We start from the raw sequence: 15,223 nt of genomic DNA on the forward strand, positions 1-15,223 counted from the left end.
GTTCTTCGGCCCCTCAGCCCTGGTTGGTGTTCTGTGCCATGAGCAGCACGACATCGTCGAGCGACGCGCCGCCAAGGATCGCCGCGACCGGCAGATCGCGATCCAGTTCGGCCCGTACGCGCTTGCGGAAGTCCAAGGCCTGGAGTGAGTCCAGGCCGAGTGCGACCAACGGCATGGTGGCGTCGATGGATTCGGCGCTGTCACCGCCGATGACCTTCAGGAGTTCGGTGCGCATGCGCAGGTCGAGTGGGATGGTGTCCTGCGGTGCCGGTGTCGCCGGTGCCTCCGGTACCGGCGCCGGTGCCGGCGGAGCTTCGGAAGTGGCTGTCCCGGTGGCGGATTCGAGGCCGGTGAGCAGGCTGGCCTGACCGAACGCGCCGAGTACGTCGCGCAGGAAGTCCCAGTCGGCGGCGATGATGACGCCGTCGCGGGCGGGTCCGGCGAAACCGGCCTCGATCGCGTCGGCGGGCACCATCGGGAACACGCCCGCCTGCTCGACCCGGGCGAACCCGGCGTCGTCGAGCGGACCGGCCACGCTCCACAGGCCCCACTGCACGCTGGCGGCGGCGATGCCGCGGGCGCGCAGCCTGCGGGCGGCCACGTCGAGCATGCGGTTGGTGACCGCGTACAGGACCTGACCGCGTCCGCCCAGGGTGGCGGCCATCGACGAGCACAGCAGGACGCGGCAGTCGGCGGTCAGCGGGACCGCGTCGATGATGTTGTCCAGGCCGCGCAGTTTGGCGCCTGCCGCCTGGTGGACGGCCTCGGCGGTGATCTGCTCGAGTTCGGCGTCGATGTAGTCGACGGCGGCGTGGATCACCAGATCGACGGGGCGATCGGCGAGGTCCGTGCCGAGGGCGGCGGTGGCGTCGGCATCGTTGATGTCGCACGCGCGCACCACGATCTCGGTGGCGCCCAGGCCGCGCAGGCGGGTGAGTTCCGGTGCGAGAGCGTCGGTTTCACCGCGACGGCTCAGCAGGGTGACGCGGCCGGTGCCGGTGCGGGCCAGGTGCTCGGTGTAGCGCAGGCCGAGTTGGCCGGTGCCGCCGACGATCACGACGTGGTCGAGATCGGTGGCGAGCGAACCGGTCTCCTCGGTGTTGTCGAGGACCAGTCGTTTCACGAACAGTTTGCCGCCGCGCAGGGCCAGTTCGGCTTCGCCGGTGGAGTGCACCGCGCCGACGATCTTGGCGGCCTGCGCGGGAACCGGTTCGTTCGCGGCCAGGTCGAGATGGCGGAAGTCGATGCCCAGGTGGGTCACTCCGGCGCTGCGGAAACCGGCGGCCACACCCGAGGCGAACAGGCTCGGGATCGGGTCACCGTCGTGCACGGTCTCGCCGCCCACGGTGAGAAGCCAGCACTCGCCGCCGGGGCGCAGCGCGGAAAGCGCGGTGGCCCAGGGACGTTCGGCGTAGAAGCCGGTGAGGGCGTCGATCGCGGCGGCGCTGGTGTCGTCGGTGGTTGGCGGCAGCAGCACGAGGACGGAATCGGCTGCCGGCTCGCCGACTCCCCCTGCGGGCGCCTCGGCGGCGGCGAGCAGCGGTCGGCCCAGCTCGCCGGACCCCACCACGCTCGCCGCGACACCGCGATCGGCCGCAGCGGGACGCGACCCCGCAGACTCGCTGGACCCGTCGGTGACCGCCTCGGCGCCTTCCCTGTCGGACACAGCGAGACGCGGCCACGCAGCGGTCGCCACGCCGCTGTCCAGGTCGGCCGCTGCGGCCAGTTCGCAAGTGCCTACGACGGTCGCCTCCGCACCATGGCGGTCGGCTGCGACGAGCAGGGCTTGTGCCAATTCAGCGCACTCGCCCGTGTGGTCGACGATGAGCAGCTTGCGGGGTGCGGTCAGGGAACGGCGTTGGACCGGGGTCCACTGTTCCACCAGGCGTTGGGGTTTCGGGGTGGTGACCGCGAGTTCGGCGGGGGTTTCGGTGGTGCCGAGAGGGGCCCACAGGCGCTTGGGGTTGGTGACGGTGTGGGGGAAGTCGCGCAGGGGCAGGGTGACGGTGTCGTCGGTACGCAGTGCGTCCCAGCGGTATTCGCTGTCGAGGACGGCGACCTGGGCGAGGTTGCGGGTGAACTCGGACAGTCCCTCGGCCGTGCGCAGGGAGGTGCCAAGGACGCGGAAGTCGCGGGCGGGCAGGCCGGGGCGGGTGGGGACCTGACTCAGGTTCTCCTGGATCGCCAGTTGCAGCACGGGGTGCTCGGCGACCTCGATCAGCAGGTCGACGCCGTCGGAACCCGCGTTGATCACCGCGAGGTCGAAGCGCACCCGGTTGCGCAGGTTCCAGTACCAGTACGCCTCGTGGGTGAGGGCGGGCGTGATCGCCTCGCCGAGAGTCGCTCCGTAGCAGGGGATCTCGGAGGCGAGGAAGTTCGGGTCGCTCATCTCGTCACCGAGCAGGTCCACGAAGTCCGCGCGCACTTCGGCCACGATCGAGGTGTGCGCGGGGTAGGCGACGCGGATCTCCCTGGCGAACTGGCCGCGCGCGGTCGCCGCGGCCACCAGGTCGACCACGGTCTCGCGGTCACCGGAGATGGCCAGGATGTGCGGCGAGTTGATGACGGCGAGTTCGGCCCACCCGGAATGGCGGGCCAGCAGTGCCTCCACACCCTCGCGGTCCATCCCGAACACGGCCATCGAGTAGCCGCGCGGGGAGAGGCGCTCGACCAGGCGGGCGCGGTGGGTCACCGCGAGCACCGAGTCGCGCAGGGTCATCACACCCGAGACCGCGCCCGCGGCGAGCTCACCCTGGCTGTGGCCGATGGTCGCGTCCGGGTCCACGCCGGCGGCGCGCCACAGGGCGGCCAGGCCGGTCATGTGGAACATCAACGCGGGCTGCACTTCCCACACCGTGTCCTCGAACTGCCCCTCGGTGCCGAGCAGGTAGTGCAGCGGCTGAGAGTGACCGAAACGCTCGGCGTGCAGGGCGGCGCACTCGTCGACGACGTCGCGGTAGGCCTTGGACTGCGCGTAGAACAGGGCACCCATGCCGGGGCGCTGGCTGCCCTGACCGGGGAAGACGAAGCCGATGCGGCGGGTGGTCGCGGGGACGTCGGCCTGGACGACGAGGTCGTGGTCGGTACCGGCGGCGATCGCGTCCAGGGCGGACAGGAGCTGGTCACGGGGCGTGTCGACGCCCGACGCGGAAGTACGCGCGGCCGACCCACCGCCTCCGCTCGCCGACACCTGCGCGCCGCTCGCCGACACCTGCGCGCCGCTCGGCAACACCTGCGCGACGCTCGCCGACACCTGCTCGGCGGTCAGCGACATCCGGTCGCCGCTCGCCGACACCTGCTCGTCCGTAGCCGACGCCAGGATCAATGCCCGGCGGCGGCGCGGGGTACGAGTGCGGAACAGCATGTCCGCCAAGCGTTCCGCCGTGACCTCGGGTCGCGCGGCGACATACTCACGCAGCGCCGCGGCCTCAGCGCGCAACCCCTCGACACTGTCGGAGGACAGCAGGACCGGCACGCGCCCGTCCGGCAAACGGTACTCAGCCATGGTTGGTCTCCTCCAGCACCGGCAGGCCCACGATGGCGTGCGCGTTGGTTCCCGCGACGCCGAACGAGGACACCGCGGCATAGCGCAGGCCGTCGGCGGCGGGCGCCCATTCGGTGAGCTTCGCGGCCAGTCGCAAACTCGTTGCGTCCCAGTCGATGTCGTCAGTGGGGGCGTCGGCCCACAGGCTCGGCGGGATGGCGCCGTGTTCGCCGCACAGCAGCACCTTGATCAGCCCGAGCATCCCGGACGCCGCCTGCGCGTGGCCGATATTGGACTTCACCGAGCCGAGCAGCGGGCCGTCGGCGCGGTCGGGATTGCCGTAAGTGGCTGCGAGCGCGGTCAATTCGAGCGGGTCGCCGACGGCGGTGCCGGTGCCGTGGCCTTCGATCAGGCCGATGTCGTCGGCGCTGATGCCGGCCGCGGCCACGGTCGATTCGATGAGTCGCTGTTGGGCGGCCGAGCTCGGCACCGCCAGCGGGGCACCGGCGCCGTTGTGGTTCACCCGCGAACCGAGCAGCTGCCCGTAGATCCGGTGGCCGAGGGCCTTCGCGCGTGATTCACCTTCCAGCACAATGACTCCCGCACCCTCACCCCAGAGGGTGCCGGTGGGGTCGGCGGCATAGGAGCGGCAGTGGCCGTCGGTGGCAAGGGCGTTGTTCTTGGAGAACTCGTAGAACGCGCCGGGCGAACCCATCACGCACACCCCGCCCGCCAGCGCCCAGTCGCACTCCCCCGCGCGGATCGCCGAGGCGGCCTGGTGCACGGCGGTCAGCGACGACGCGCACGCGGTGTCCACGCTGATCGACGGCCCGACCAGACCGAGCCCGTGCGAGATGCGACCGGCGACGGCGCCGAGCGCGGTGCCGGTGGCGCGATAACCGCTGTACTCGTTCACCCCGGTCACGCTCGGCCCGTACTCGGTGGTCGACACACCCATCCACACACCGGCCGAATCACCGTTGAGGGCACCGGGATTGATGCCCGCGTGCTCGAGCGCGCGCCAGGCCACCCGCAGGGCGACGCGCTGCTGCGGATCCATCGCCACCGCCTCACGCGGGGTGATGCCGAAGAACTGGGCGTCGAACTCGGTGGCGCCGGTGAGGAAACCGCCCGCGTCGCGGACCGGCGCCCACCCGTCGAGGCGGCCGAGGGCGAACAGTTCCGCGAGCGGCCACTCCCGGTCGCGCGGGAAGGGGCCGATCAGTTCGCGTCCGTCGGCCAGCGCGGACCAGAAATCGGGCAGGGTGTCGATGCCGCCGGGGGCCTCGACGCCCATCCCGACGATGACGATGGGATCGGCGCTCATCGGGCGATGGCCCGACCCACGAGCGCCTCGGCGATGCCGTCGAGGTTCTCGTCGAGGTAGAAGTGCCCGCCCGGGAACAGGTCGACCTCGATGTCGGCGGTGGTGGCCTGGTCCCAGCCGTAGAGGTCGCGGGGGCCGACGAACGGGTCGTCCTCGCCGCCGAGCACCAGCACGGGCGCGTCGACCGTGATCTCGGGTGCGGACGAATAGGCGTCGAAGGCACGGTAATCGGCCTTGAGCACGGGCAGCGCCATGCGCATCACCTCGCGGCTGGCCATCACGTCGGCGCCGGTGCCGTTGAGCGCGGCCATGTGGTCGAGCAGTTCGTCGTCCTCGGTGGGGTGGCCGGGCAGCTCGGCGATGCGGTGGGGGGCGGCGGCCGCGGAGGTCACCAGCAAACGCACGGACAACCCCGCCGCCTCGGCCAGTCGGACGAACTCGAACGCCACGATCGAGCCCATACTGTGGCCGAACACGGTCAGCGGAACGTCGGTGTGGTGCGCGGAGGCGCGGAAGGCGTCGAAGGCGCCGGCGGCGAGTTCGGGCAGCGTTTCGGCGGCGGCCTCGCGCGCCCGGTCCTGACGGCCGGGGTACTGCACGATGACGGTGTCGAAATCGGCGGCCATCCGCTTGGCGAACACCCGGTAGGCCGAGGCGCCCGCGCCCGCGTGCGGGAAGACGATCAGCGGCGGTAGGGAATCGGTCCGGGGGGCCTGGAATTGCCTGATCCAGCCGAGTTCTCTTGCCATGTCACTTCTCCCTCACCGGTCACGCCGAAGGGCGTCACCGTTTCGCACTGTCCAACGCCGCGCTCACGCACGGGCCCGCCCGGTACATTCGTCCGGGACCGGGTGAATCCTGCTGTGCCCGAATCCGACCCGATGCGGGCATGGCCCGGCTATCGACGGGCGATCGGTCGGGCAAGAGTAACACCCGGCCATTAGTATAGGCTAGCCTTACCAGTTGAGGTGACCAAGGTTACGATTGAACGGAGCACCCAGCAGATGAATCCCGCCGGGACCCCTTCCGCGCTACCCCGCGAGCAGACCGATCTGCCCGCCGAGGTGGCCGCGACTCCCGCGCCCGTACTGCCGATCTTCGCGGCACCGTTCGCCCTTCGACTGGCCGATCCCGACGGGACCGACCCCGAACTGCTCGCCGAGTGGATGGCTCGGCCGCACCTGCTCGAGTCGTGGGAGCAGGACTGGGACGCGCAGCGCCGCCGCGAGAACTTCCGGGTCCAACTGGCCGGAACCTACTCCCGCCCCTGCATTCTCAGCCTCGACTTCGCCGTCATCGGCCTGCCCGAACAGGGCGTGCGCGAGATCGCCTACCTCGAGTTCTACCGCGCCGCCAAGGACGAGATCGGCCGCTTCTACGACAGCCGCCCCGCCGACATCGGCTTCCACATCGCCACCGCCGACACCGCGGTGATCGGCAAGGGCATCATGTCGGCCTGGATCTCCACGATGGCCACCGCCGTGTTCGCCGCCGACCCCGACTGTCAGCGCATCATGGGCGATCCCGACCATCGCAATGTGTCCATCGCCCGCAGCCTCGCCAAGGCGGGATTCGGGTGCGTGGCCGAGATCGACGTGCGGCCCGATCGCCGCATCGCCCTGCACGCACTGGGCCGCACGCCCGAGGACTTCCCGGTCGCGCGGCCCTGAGCCTCAGCGCGCGGCGACCCGCTCGACGCCCGCACGGGCGCGGGCGGGTTCGGTGCGCAGCACGCGATCGGACAGCTCACCCAGGCAGCTGAGGTTCGGGAAACCCGGACCCTGCGCCATCGCGGCCATGTTCGGCAGATAGAGCTTGCCCGCCAGGCCCGTGACGGCCAGGTCGTAGCCGATCGACTGCTCGATCCGCGACTGGTTCAGCGGGCCGCCGACGGCGAGCTCGAGCAGGTCGGCGGTCTGCTGGTCGAACAGGTCCAGGAACCACAGCGGCTGGCCGCCGGTCGCGTCGACGACCAGGTCGAAGTTGTGGACCTGGTCGGCGCGCAACTCGTTGCTCAGGGTCAGCGCGAGCGACTCGCCCTGCGGGGCGATCTTGGTGACCCGGCCCTGCAGGTGGTGAACCCGGTTGTCGCCCAACAGACTTTCCTGCACGCGCACCGAGAACACGCCGCGGTCGGTGCGTCGGATCACGTCGCGACGCTCCTGGGTGCTCAGCGCCGCCCACTTCACCGGGTCGCTGAACAGGGCGTTCTCGAAGAAGCTCTCGCCGCGCGTGTAGAGGGTGGCCAGCGGGGAGATCACCGAGATGGTGAGCATCTCGTGGCGCACGAGTTCGTCGAGCGCGGAGCCGCCCGTTTCGCCGCCGCCGATCACCGCGGCGCGCGAGGCGGCGGGCAGGGTGCGCTTGCCCGCACGGTCCCAGAACTCGGCGATGCTGAGCACGCGCGGGTGGTCGAGCAGGGCGCGGCTGCTGCGGCCGGGGCCGGTGATCATCAGGCTGTCGGCGCCGAGCTCGGTGCGGGCGCCGTCGGCGTCGACCACCTCGACCTGCCACTGGTCACCGATCGCGTTGCCGCCGTGGTTGATTCGATCCACTCGACCGAGCACCAGCTCGAGGTCGATGGACTTGGCGACCCACTGTAGGTACTTCGCCCACACGTGATGCTGCGGGCTGGGACGGCCGCGGTCGATCCACTCGGCATAGGTGCCGTGTTCGATCAGGAAGGTGGTCCAGCTGAACGCCGACATCGCGTGGTCGATCTCGCGGTTGCGGCCACGCGCCCAGGTGGAGCGGTACGGGAAGCCGATGTCCTTCTCGGGGCTGGTGCCGAGGCGATGCTGTCCGTCGGTCCAGCCGCCGGTGGGCAGCCAGTTGCCGCCGACCGCGTGTGCCTCGACGACCACGACGCGGGGCGCGGGCAGGCCGAGGGAACGCAGAACATGCGATTTGGCCGCTACGGCAAGGGCCTTCGGGCCCGCGCCGACTACCAGGAGGGTTTCCACTGGTTCGTTCTCCACTCTCTCAACAGACTGCCCAATATTGCATAGGCTTACCTTATTAGACCACCCGGGTAGTCAGAGAAGTGACGTTAGGCTAACCTAACGCTATGGGTAAGGGATTGAACGGTCTGATAACCAAGGCCTGGGGCGGCCAGGACTACCGCCTGTCGGTGACCTCCAACGAGCAGGTCACCGACAAATTCGTGCGCATCGGCTTCACCGCAGGCGGCCTGCTCGCCGACCACCCGGTGCACCCGACCCAGTGGATCCGCCTGTGGATTCCCGACGCCGAGAGCGACAAGCTGCACCACCGCGGCTACACCCTCGTCGACCAGAACCCCGAAGCCGACACCTTCAGCATCGACTTCGCCCTGCACAACGGCCCCGCCGCCGACTGGGCCCGGCGCGCGAAGCCGGGCGACCCGCTCGACGCCACCGTGCTCGGCTCCGACTTCCAACTCCCCGAGCAGACCCCCAGCGAGTACGTCGCGTTCGGCGACACCGCGTCGCTGCCCGCCATCAACTCGCTGCTCGACGCCATCGGCGACACCCCGGCGCGGGTGTGGCTGGAATGGCAGTACGAGTCGGACCGGACCATCCCGGTCAACAACAAGCCGCACCACGAGATCACCTGGGTGCAGCGCGTCGACGACGGCCGCCTGCTGCGCGAGGTCGCCCAGGAAATCACCCTGGTCCCCGACACTTTCGCGTGGGTGACGTGCGACGGGCACACCACCCGCTCGATCGTGAAGGCCCTCAAGACCCAGCACGAACTGCCCAAGACCTCGATCAAGGCACAGGCGTACTGGAAGTGAGTCATCCTCGCGGGTGATCTGATCTCGGTCTCGGGGTCGATGCGGTCGGCACCGGGTTCGAGGCACGCTGGCTGACGTGTCCGTTCTCGATGCCGCAGTCCTGCTCACGACCCTCGGATTCGCGATCCTGCTCGTCGCCGCGCCCGCGCGCGCTCGCAAGGTGGCGCCGATCGTCCTGTCGCTGGTGACGATCGGGAGCCTGGGGCTGTGGGCGGTCGAGGGGTATTGGCACTGGTGGCCGCTGTTCCTGCTGATCGCACTGATGTTCGCGTTCCTGGTGAGCGATCCCGACACCACCCGTCGGCGGGTGCCGATGCGGGTCGGGATCGGGGTGCTCGCCGTCCTCGCGCTGCTGCCGTGGGCGATGCCGCCGGTGCCGGAACTGCCCGCGCCGAGTGGGCCGTACGCGGTCGGGTCGGAGATCTTCCGGTGGGTCGACGAGGCTCGCGCCGAACCGACCGGGGCCGGGGATCGCCGGAATGTGGTGGTGCAGGCGTGGTATCCGACCGAACTTGTCTCGGGCAGGCAGTGGTTGTATCTCGATCCGCTGCCGCCGACGGTGTACGGGATTCCTCGGGTCTTCCTGTCGACCTATGAGCTGATCGATACCAACGCGACGGCCGCCGTCCCGGTCTCACCGGCGCGGGAGCGGTGGCCGGTGGTGTTGTTCTCGCCGGGATACGGTGCGCCACGGGCGGTGTACAGCGGGCTGGTCGCCGATCTGGCCAGTCGCGGATTCGTCGTGTTGGCCATCGACCATCCCTACGAATCGGCCGCGACGAAACTCGCCGACGGCACCATCGCCGGCACGGTCGAGGACCTGCCCGCCGACGATCCCGACGGCACCCGGTACATGACCACCCGCCTCGAAACCCGCACGGCGGACCTGCGATTCGTGCTCGACCGACTCGGCGGCGAGCTCGGACCACTCACCGACCGACTCGACCTCGACACCGTCACCGCCACAGGGCATTCCTTCGGCGGCGCGACCGCGATCTCGGCGATGGCCGCCGACGACCGGATCACCGCCGCGGCCAATATCGACGGCACGCTCTACGGACCCGAGCACTCGCTCACCCGGCCGGTACTGCTGGTCGAGAGCGATCGGGGCGAGACCGGGCACTCGCAGGTCTACCTCGACGGCAATCGCGGGCTGTTGGAACGGTTGCGGGCGCCGGGGTTCCGGTACGAGATCGGCGCGGCCGACCACTACAGCTTCACCGACGTCCCCGGATTTCCGGCCGCGCCGGTGCGCTTCGCGATGGGGCACCTGATCGGCGGCTCACGCGGTCCGGCGGCGACCCAGCGGCTCACCAACGACCTCCTGGCGCCGTTCCTGCTCGGCAGGCACGCCGAGGTCGATCCCGCCGCGACGCGGCACGACCGAGTCACCGGCGGACAGGTTTCGCGGTAGGCCGCGAGGCGGGTGGCGCACCGGCCCGTTTTCGACAAGGGTGGGGCCGGAAGTGTCCCCTACCTGCGAGGAGAACACCGTGTCCATCATCGATGCCGCCACCCCCTTCGGCGAGGAAGTCGGCAAACGGCTGATCCACGAGACGGTGATCTGGCTGACCACCGTCGGTGCCGACACCACCCCGCAGCCCAACCCCGTGTGGTTCCACTGGGAGAACAACGAGTTCCTCATCTTCACCATGCCCAAGGCGAAGAAGCTGCGCCACCTCGCCCACAACCCGCACGTCTCGCTGAACTTCAACGCCACGAAAACCGGCGGCGACGTCGCGGTCTTCACCGGCAGCGCCCGCGTCGACGAGCCGCCCACCGAAGACGAAATCGCCCACTACGCCCGCAAATACACCAAGGGCTTCGTCAGCATCAAGATGACCGAGCAGGAGTTCTTCGAGTCCTACTCGGTCCCCATCCGCATCACCCCGGACAAACTGCGCGGGTTCTAGGCCGACACCGGTTCCAGACGCCAGCCGGTGGCTCGTTCGCGTTCGTTCCAGAAGGCGGCGTAGCGACCGTCGAGGGCCAGGAGTTCGGGGTGGGTGCCGCGTTCGACGATGCGCCCGTTGTCGAGGAACAGGATCTGGTCGGCGTGGGCGATCGTCGAGAGGCGGTGGGCCACGACCAGGACTGTTTTGTCCTTGGTGAGTTCGTGGATGCCGCGGACGACCACGGCTTCGCTGTGGGGATCCAGGGCGCTGGTCGCCTCGTCGAGCAGGACGATCGGGGCGGCCTTGAGCAGGGCGCGGGCGATCGAAACCCGTTGGCGCTCACCGCCGGACAGGGACGTGCCGCCCTCGCCGACGGTGGTGTCGAAGCCGTCGGGCAGGCGGGCGATGATCTCGTCGACCCTGGCGGCCTCGGCGGCGCGGCGCAATTCCTCGTCGGTGGCGTCGGGCTTGCCGATGCGGATGTTGTCGGCGACCGAGCGGTTGAACAGGTAGACGTTCTGGAAGACCAGGGAGAGCTGGTCGAGCAGGGTGTCCGAGGGCTGGTCGCGCACATCGTGTTCGCCGACCGAGACCACGCCGGAATCGACATCGTAGAAGCGGGCGGCCAGGCGCAGCAGGGTGGTCTTGCCCGAACCGCTCGGGCCGACGATCGCGGTGGTGGTGCCGGCGGGGACGGTGAAGGACAGGTCCGAGAGCACCTGCTTGTCGGCGCGGTAGCCGAAACTCACCTCGTCGAAGACCACCGCGGGCGCGCCGGGGGTGACCGGTTCGGTCGCGGCGGGCAGGGTCGGCTCGGCGAGCAGGTCGGTGATGCGGTCGGCGGCCGCGGCGGCCGAGCGCAGGGCGGTGCCGAGCTGGGCGGCCTGGTTCACCGGTTCGATGAAACGCGCGCTCACCGCGATCAGCGCGATCGCCGCGGCGGCCGAGATCGCGCCGTCGGTCACCTGGACGACGGCGAGGTAGGCCAGGACCAGGAACACGGCCTGCACGAACAGGGCGAACACGGTCAGACCCGGAATGGTCGCGACCATCATCTTCAGCACGGCCGAACGCTGTTGCACCAGCGCCGAATCCAGCTTCTTGTTGCCCGCGCCGACCGCGCCGAACGCGCGCAACACCGGCTGGGCCTGCGCGAACTCCACCACCCGCGAATCGGCTTCGGCGGCGGCGTCGTGCAGGCGGGTGTCGGCGCCGGTGTAGGCGCGGTTGGCGAGATTGTTCACCAGGTAGAGCACCGGCGCGGCGAGCAACATCGCCACGCCGACCCGCCAGTCGATGAACAGCATCCCGAGCGCGACCACCAGCGGCACGATGACGCCGGTCAGCACCTTGGTGAGCAGGTAGGCGATCAGCCCCTGCATCTCGCGGACCTGCTCGACCATCACGCGCGAGAGCGGGCCCGCGTCCCGATCCTCGAACCAGCCCAGCGGCAGCGCGTTGAGCTGATCGCCGAGCCGGGTCTGTAGACCACGCTGCATGCCGAGGCCGATGCGCAGACCGATCACGGCCTGCCCGAAACCGAACACGACCACCCCGGCCACGGCGACGGTCATCCCGAGCGCCCACAGCCAGGCGCCGCTCAGATCGTCACCGAACAGGGCCTCCAGCACGGGAACCAGCAGCAGATACGCGACCGCCTGGAACAGCGCCTGCAACACGATGACGACGAGCAGGCGCGGGATCAGCGGAGCGAACTCGTCGGGGACGAGGCGGAAAACCTTGCGAATCATCGTGTTTCCTCCACCAGGGCGAGCGCGCCGAGCGCGTCTTCGTTGATCTGCCAGAGCTGCTGGTACAGCCCACCGGCGGCGCGCAACCGCGCGTGCGTGCCCTGTTCGACGAGAGTGCCGTTGTCCAGCACCAGGATTCGATCGACACCGGTGATGGTGTGCAGGCGGTGCGCGATGACCAGCACGGTACGACCGGAGACCAGCGCGGCCAGCGCGTCCTGGACGGCGGCCTCGGACTCGGGGTCGGCGAAGGCGGTGGCCTCGTCGAGGACAAGGACCGGGGTGTCGGCCAGCAGGGCGCGGGCGATCGACAGGCGCTGGGCCTCGCCGCCGGAAAGGGTCGCGTCGACACCGATCTCGGAGTCGTAGCCGCGCGGCAGGGCCAGAATCCGGTCATGGATCTGAGCGGCGCGGGTGGCGCGCTCGATGGCCGCGTCATCGGCGTCTGGGCGGGCCAGCAGCAGGTTCTCACGGATGCTGCCACGGATCAGGCGCACATCCTGGAACACGAATCCGACTGTGCGGTAGAGCTCCTCGCTGGTGAATTCGCGAATATCGCGGCCGTCGATGGTGATTCGGCCCGCGCCGACGTCGTAGAAGCGGGGCAGCAGTTTCGCCAGGGTCGACTTGCCCGAACCGCTCGGGCCGACCAGGGCGGTGATGGTGCCGGGAGTCAGTTCGACATCGATGCCGCGCAGCACGTCGTGGCCGGTGCGGTAGGCGAACTCGACACCCTCGAAACGCACCACGCCGGTCTGCACGCCCGCCGGGGTTTCGGTGATATCCAGTTCCGGGGTCTGAAGCAGTTCGTGCAGGCGCAGAGCCGCCGCACCACCGGCGCGCAGCGCCTGCGAACCGTAGCCGAGGCCGAGCAGCGAACTACCGATACCGAGTCCGACCAGCAGGAACGGCAGCAGATCCAGCGGATCGACCCAGCCCAGACCCACACCGGCGAGCCCGCCCAGAACCACGACCAGCATCACGAACACCGGCATCACCACGATGTCGGAGGCCGCCTGCACGCGGATGATCGGCGTCTTCATCCGATGCGCCGCGGTGACCTGCCCCTCGACCGCGTCCTGGAACTCCTTGTGCGCCTTGCCCGCCTGACCGAACGCGCGCACCACCTGGATGCCGTCGACGAACTCGACCGTGGCGGCGGACAGGCGGCGCTCCCACCGGGTGTACACCGCGAGGCGGTCGCGGCCGTCGCGGTCCATGATCTTGCCGAACAGGACGAAATAGGCGATCAGCGGAATCATCAGGACCAGCGTGAGCCGCCAGTCGACGGTGAACAGGTAACCGAGAGTGACCAGCGGGACCACCGCCGCGCCGATGAAATCGAGGCGCGCGTGCGCGACCAGGAAGTGCAGGGCGTCGACATCGTCGCGCAGATAGCCCTTGACCTCACCGGAGCTGCGCTCGCCGAACCACCCCAGCGGCACCCGGGTGAGCTTGGCCGCGAGCAGCCTGCGCAGGGTGAGCTGGTAGCCCGCGTCGACCGCGTGCGACCAGGTGAGCGCGACCACCTGCAGCAGCGCGCGCACGACGAGCACGATCACGGCCGCGCCGAACAGCCACCACACGCGGTCGGTGTCGACGGGAGACTCGAGCAGCTCGCGGCAGGCCGCCACGATGAGCAGGAACGGGACCACCGAGCAGACCGAGGCGAGCGCCACGAGCAGACTCGCCACCGTCAGCATTCCCGATACCGGCGCCAGGATCTCCTTGCGCGCCGCCGCCTCGCGCTGCTTGCGCGCCTTCGCTGTCGCCTTGGGTAGCCGGTTGCCCGACTCTTCCCCCACCGGCGGCGCTGTCTGCACCGTCATATCGTTCTCGCCTCTCGACCCGTCCACGGCAACCGCCGCTGACAAAGGTTAGCCTAAGTTGTCCCTCGCGATGAACCCCACCAGACTGCTGTCATGCGACGTAGGCAGCAGCCGCCGCTGCCGAAACGGCACGGCCTCGATCCCGCCCGACTCCGACTCCCCGAGGACGGGCAGTGGGCGAGCCTGCGCGACCACCTCGTCGAACGGCTGCCGCGCGTGGACCCGGCGCGGATCGACGCGATGCTGGCCGCCGGCGAGATCGTCGACCTGGACGGCCCACTCGCGCCCGATTCGCCATACGTCCCCGGCGGCGCGGTGTGGTTCCACCGGGACCTGCCCGACGAGACCGAGGTGCCGTTCGAGATCGGCATCGTGCACCGCGACGACGACATCCTCGTGATCGACAAACCACACTTCCTGGCGACGATCCCGCGCGGCCAACACATCCTGCAAACCGCGCTGGTGCGGCTGCGCAACGACCTCGACCTGCCCGACCTCATCCCGGCGCACCGACTCGACCGGGTCACGGCCGGGCTGCTGCTGTTCGTGGTGAATCCGGCGCGCCGCGGGGCCTATCAGACGATGTTCCACCGCAAGACCGTGCGCAAGGAATACGAGGCCATCGCGCCCTACGACCCCGGCCTCGCGCTGCCGCGCACGGTGCGCAGCCGGATCATCAAGGAGAAGCAGGTACTCGCCGCGTTCGAGGTGGACGGCGAACCCAATGCCGAGACCGAGGTGGAATTGCTCGAGCACCGCGACGGACTCGGGCGCTACCGGCTGCGGCCGCACACCGGGCGCACCCACCAACTCCGGCTGCATATGAACAGCCTCGGCGTGCCGATTCTGGGCGACGACTTCTACCCGGTGATCACCGACAAACCGGTCGACGACTACACCCGGCCCCTGCAATTACTGGCCGCGTCGCTCGAGTTCACGGACCCGGTGACCGGTGCGCCGCGACGGTTCGAGACGCGGCGCGCGTTGCGGGCGTGGACGGATCTGCCCGGATGGTCCGAATCGGCTGTCGAGTAGCTCACAGGCCCGCCGAATCCGATCGATCTTGATCGCGCGACTTCGGGCCGGTCGACCCGGTATCGGACGCGAAAATGGTGGTTGACCTGCGTTGACCGGACCGTTTTCATTTCGTGATATTTCCGTA

General features: G+C 69.7%; 11 protein-coding genes. 5 read left to right on the forward strand and 6 right to left on the reverse strand.

What is annotated here, in order from left to right:
• Positions 1–13 precede the first annotated feature (13 nt).
• Genes ACFP3H_RS01560 through ACFP3H_RS01570 form a run of 3 tightly spaced genes read right to left on the reverse strand, consistent with a single transcriptional unit; the run spans position 14 to position 5,560 of the window.
• Positions 14–3,505: an acyltransferase domain-containing protein gene (locus tag ACFP3H_RS01560; RefSeq protein ID WP_378598376.1), complete on the reverse strand. Its 3,492-nt coding sequence runs from the start codon at positions 3,503–3,505 to the stop codon at positions 14–16.
• Positions 3,498–4,811 carry a beta-ketoacyl [acyl carrier protein] synthase domain-containing protein gene (locus ACFP3H_RS01565; RefSeq protein ID WP_378598378.1) on the reverse strand — a complete coding sequence of 438 codons (1,314 nt, stop codon included), beginning with the start codon at positions 4,809–4,811 and terminating at the stop codon, positions 3,498–3,500. The genes ACFP3H_RS01560 and ACFP3H_RS01565 overlap by 8 nt, the downstream gene beginning before the upstream one ends.
• On the reverse strand, positions 4,808–5,560 hold the full coding sequence (locus ACFP3H_RS01570) for a thioesterase II family protein (RefSeq protein WP_378598380.1): 753 nt from the start codon (positions 5,558–5,560) through the stop codon (positions 4,808–4,810). The genes ACFP3H_RS01565 and ACFP3H_RS01570 overlap by 4 nt, the downstream gene beginning before the upstream one ends.
• Positions 5,561–5,815: 255 nt before the next feature.
• Here ACFP3H_RS01570 and ACFP3H_RS01575 point away from each other — a divergent pair, with 255 nt between their 5' ends.
• Positions 5,816–6,481, forward strand: coding sequence for a GNAT family N-acetyltransferase (locus ACFP3H_RS01575; protein ID WP_378598382.1), 666 nt, complete (start codon positions 5,816–5,818; stop codon positions 6,479–6,481).
• Between the two features lie 3 nt (positions 6,482–6,484).
• Here ACFP3H_RS01575 and ACFP3H_RS01580 read toward each other — a convergent pair whose 3' ends face one another.
• Positions 6,485–7,774 (reverse strand): SidA/IucD/PvdA family monooxygenase, encoded by a 1,290-nt coding sequence (locus tag ACFP3H_RS01580; protein ID WP_378599598.1) that lies wholly within the window; start codon positions 7,772–7,774, stop codon positions 6,485–6,487.
• A gap of 104 nt (positions 7,775–7,878) precedes the next feature.
• Between ACFP3H_RS01580 and ACFP3H_RS01585 the strand changes: the two genes are divergently transcribed.
• The 3 genes from ACFP3H_RS01585 to ACFP3H_RS01595 all read left to right on the forward strand — a co-directional run bounded on the left by ACFP3H_RS01585 (position 7,879) and on the right by ACFP3H_RS01595 (position 10,499).
• The gene (locus tag ACFP3H_RS01585) at positions 7,879–8,586 is read left to right on the forward strand and encodes a siderophore-interacting protein (RefSeq protein ID WP_378598384.1); all 708 of its coding nucleotides are present in this window, start codon (positions 7,879–7,881) and stop codon (positions 8,584–8,586) included.
• Positions 8,587–8,662: 76 nt separating this feature from the next.
• Positions 8,663–10,000 carry an alpha/beta hydrolase family protein gene (locus ACFP3H_RS01590; protein ID WP_378598386.1) on the forward strand — a complete coding sequence of 446 codons (1,338 nt, stop codon included), beginning with the start codon at positions 8,663–8,665 and terminating at the stop codon, positions 9,998–10,000.
• 79 nt (positions 10,001–10,079) lie between these two features.
• Complete coding sequence (locus ACFP3H_RS01595) at positions 10,080–10,499, forward strand: TIGR03667 family PPOX class F420-dependent oxidoreductase (protein WP_378598388.1); 420 nt, start codon at positions 10,080–10,082, stop codon at positions 10,497–10,499.
• Here the strand turns inward: ACFP3H_RS01595 and ACFP3H_RS01600 are convergent.
• Complete coding sequence (locus ACFP3H_RS01600; RefSeq protein ID WP_378598389.1) at positions 10,496–12,232, reverse strand: ABC transporter ATP-binding protein; 1,737 nt, start codon at positions 12,230–12,232, stop codon at positions 10,496–10,498. The two genes, ACFP3H_RS01595 and ACFP3H_RS01600, sit on opposite strands and share 4 nt — an antisense overlap.
• Positions 12,229–14,061, reverse strand: coding sequence for an ABC transporter ATP-binding protein (locus ACFP3H_RS01605; RefSeq protein ID WP_378598391.1), 1,833 nt, complete (start codon positions 14,059–14,061; stop codon positions 12,229–12,231). Before ACFP3H_RS01605 ends, ACFP3H_RS01600 begins: the two co-directional genes overlap by 4 nt.
• 93 nt (positions 14,062–14,154) lie before the next feature.
• Here ACFP3H_RS01605 and ACFP3H_RS01610 point away from each other — a divergent pair, with 93 nt between their 5' ends.
• Positions 14,155–15,096, forward strand: a complete 942-nt coding sequence (locus ACFP3H_RS01610) for an RluA family pseudouridine synthase (RefSeq protein ID WP_378598393.1) — start codon at positions 14,155–14,157, stop codon at positions 15,094–15,096.
• Positions 15,097–15,223 lie beyond the last annotated feature (127 nt).

Source organism: Nocardia lasii, from assembly GCF_042658545.1.
In the GTDB taxonomy this organism is placed as follows: domain Bacteria; phylum Actinomycetota; class Actinomycetes; order Mycobacteriales; family Mycobacteriaceae; genus Nocardia; species Nocardia lasii.

Coding starts and splice junctions, on each gene's coding strand:
- ACFP3H_RS01600 (WP_378598389.1), bottom strand. CDS start 12,232: ATGATTCGCAAGGTTTTCCGCCTCGTCCCCGACGAGTTCGCTCCGCTG.
- ACFP3H_RS01565 (WP_378598378.1), bottom strand. CDS start 4,811: ATGAGCGCCGATCCCATCGTCATCGTCGGGATGGGCGTCGAGGCCCCC.
- ACFP3H_RS01605 (WP_378598391.1), bottom strand. CDS start 14,061: ATGACGGTGCAGACAGCGCCGCCGGTGGGGGAAGAGTCGGGCAACCGG.
- ACFP3H_RS01610 (WP_378598393.1), top strand. CDS start 14,155: ATGCGACGTAGGCAGCAGCCGCCGCTGCCGAAACGGCACGGCCTCGAT.
- ACFP3H_RS01575 (WP_378598382.1), top strand. CDS start 5,816: ATGAATCCCGCCGGGACCCCTTCCGCGCTACCCCGCGAGCAGACCGAT.
- ACFP3H_RS01585 (WP_378598384.1), top strand. CDS start 7,879: ATGGGTAAGGGATTGAACGGTCTGATAACCAAGGCCTGGGGCGGCCAG.
- ACFP3H_RS01570 (WP_378598380.1), bottom strand. CDS start 5,560: ATGGCAAGAGAACTCGGCTGGATCAGGCAATTCCAGGCCCCCCGGACC.
- ACFP3H_RS01560 (WP_378598376.1), bottom strand. CDS start 3,505: ATGGCTGAGTACCGTTTGCCGGACGGGCGCGTGCCGGTCCTGCTGTCC.